The following is a 2,382-nucleotide window of genomic DNA, read 5'->3' on the forward strand; positions in this document are numbered from 1 at the left end:
AGTAGTGGGGATCACTTTGAACACAGCCATCCAATCCGGCAGCCGTAAAGGCCGTCGCAATTACCCGATTGATTTCAAGAAGCAACTGGCGATCGCCGCTTGCGCGCCCGGCGTGTCCGTCGCCCGTCTTGCTTTGGACAACGGGATCAACGCCAATATGCTGCACAAATGGCGGCGCACGTATCTCGCCAGCGAGGGTGCCGCTCAAGAAACTGCGCCATCCGCGTTCGTGGAAGTCCGCATCACGCCTGTCACCAACGTGACGCCACTGGCTACGGTACCGCTGCCGGACCCGGTTACTTCCATTGCGCCGAATGCGGTACCGGCATACCCGCAACTCATCCAGCCTGGCGTCATCGAAATCAGCCTGGCGACCATCACCTTGCGCTTGAAGGGAGCCGTCGATGCCGCCGTTCTCGGGCAGGTATTACGCCACTTCCACCCATGATCGGCCTGCCTGCCGGCACGCGGATCTGGATCGCTGCCGGCATCACCGACATGCGCTGCGGCTTTCAGGGATTGGCCGCCAAGGTGGAAACCGCGCTGGCGGCCGATCCGTTCAATGGCCATGTCTTCGTGTTTCGTGGCCGCCGTGGCGATACCATCAAGGTGTTGTGGGCGACGGAGGATGGCCTGTGCCTGCTGGCCAAGCGTCTCGAACAGGGACGCTTCGTGTGGCCACAGGCCACCAGTGGATCGGTGTGCCTGACGCCGGCGCAGCTATCGATGCTGCTTGAAGGAATCGATTGGCGACAGCCGCAACGCACCTGGCAGCCCAGAACGGTGTTGTAAACATCCGGGGACCTGCGTAAACTCCGCGCATGCCCATTCCCTCGCCCCTGCCCGACGACATCGACGCCCTCAAGGCGATGGTGCGCGCGCAGCAGGCTGCGATGGCGCAAATGACGCTGGTCATGGCATCGCACGCTGTTGAAATCGACCAGCTCAAGCTGCTCATTGCCAAATTACAGCGCATGCAATTCGGTCGCAAGTCCGAGAAGATCGATCGCCAGATTGCGAAATTGGAGTGCCGGCTGGAGGACTTGCTGGCCGAAGAAGGTGTCGTCGATGCACTGCCGCGCCAGCCTGCCGTGGCACCGGCAACCGGTCTGGCAACCCCACCCAGGGTGCCGGTGCGGCATACCTTGCCGCCCGAACTGCCACGCGAGGAGCGCATTCTGGAGCCGGCCGATACGGCCTGCCCGGATTGCGGCGGGCATCTCAAGCCACTTGGCGAGGATGTCTCCGAGCAGCTGGAGATCCTCAATACGGCGTTCAAAGTGATCCGCCATATCCGGCGCAAAAAAGCCTGCGCCTGCTGTGACCGCATCGTCCAGGTGCCGGCTGCGAGCCGGCCGATTCTGCGCGGTGTGGCCGGGCCCGGGTTGCTGGCGCATATTCTGGTGGCGAAATTCGCCGACCATCAACCGTTGTACCGGCAGTCGGTGATCTATGCCCGGCAGGGTGTCGAGATCGACCGTTCCAGCATGGGGCGCTGGGTCGGCGCCTGCAGTGCGCTGATGGCACCCCTAGTGGACGCACTGCGCAACCATGTAATGGCCGGCACGAAACTGCACGCCGATGACACGACCGTGCCTGTCCTCGCTGCCGGCCAAGGCCAGACCAGGACCGGCCGGCTCTGGACCTACGTGCGCGATGATCGCAGTAGTGCCTCGAGCGTCCCGCCGGCGGTCTGGTTTGCCTACACGCCGGACCGCAAGGGGATTCACCCACAAACGCATCTCGCCGGATTTCGCGGCATTCTGCAAGCCGATGCGTACGCCGGGTTCAATGCCATTTACGATACCGGCCGGGTACAGGAAGCCGCTTGCTGGGCGCACACCCGGCGTAAATTCCACGATCTCCACGTCGTTCATCGAACAGCATTTACCACCGAGGTATTGCGCCGGATCGGCGAATTGTATGAAATTGAGGAACCGCTGCGCGGCAAGCCACCCGATGTGCGCCGGCAGGTCCGACAGGACCGAACGCTGCCCTTGCTGGTGGACTTCGAAGCCTGGCTGCGTGCGCGCTTGCCCACACTTTCGGCCAAGTCCGACACAACCAAAGCCATCAATTACGCGCTCAACCAGTGGCAGGCATTGCTGCTGTACTGCGATCACGGCATCGCCGAGATCGATAACAATGCGGCTGAACGTGCGCTGCGTGGCGTTGCCCTGGGACGGAAAAATTTCCTGTTCGTGGGTGCCGACAGCGGCGGCGAGCGCGCTGCCGCCATGTATGCGTTGATCGGTACCGCCAAACTGAACGGCATCGATCCCGAAGCCTACCTGCGCCATGTGCTCACGCACATCGCTGACCATCCGATCAATCAAATCAATGATTTGCTGCCGTGGAATGTGGGCAGCCAGCTTGGCGCGG

Annotated in this window: 3 protein-coding genes; all 3 read left to right on the top strand. The window is 62.4% G+C overall.

Features of this window, described 5'->3' with window-relative positions; genetic code table 11:
- On the top strand, window positions 1-448 hold a 448-nt coding region (gene tnpA, locus ABD720_RS19235), incomplete at its 5' end, for an IS66-like element accessory protein TnpA (RefSeq protein ID WP_344765855.1).
- On the top strand, window positions 445-792 hold the full coding sequence (gene tnpB / locus ABD720_RS19240; protein WP_344765857.1) for an IS66 family insertion sequence element accessory protein TnpB: 348 nt from the start codon (window positions 445-447) through the stop codon (window positions 790-792). The genes tnpA and tnpB, both read left to right, overlap by 4 nt.
- 29 nt (window positions 793-821) lie before the next feature.
- On the top strand, window positions 822-2,382 hold a 1,561-nt coding region (gene tnpC, locus ABD720_RS19245), incomplete at its 3' end, for an IS66 family transposase (RefSeq protein WP_344765859.1).

This window comes from Actimicrobium antarcticum (genome assembly GCF_039536745.1).
In the GTDB taxonomy this organism is placed as follows: Bacteria; Pseudomonadota; Gammaproteobacteria; order Burkholderiales; family Burkholderiaceae_D; genus Actimicrobium; species Actimicrobium antarcticum.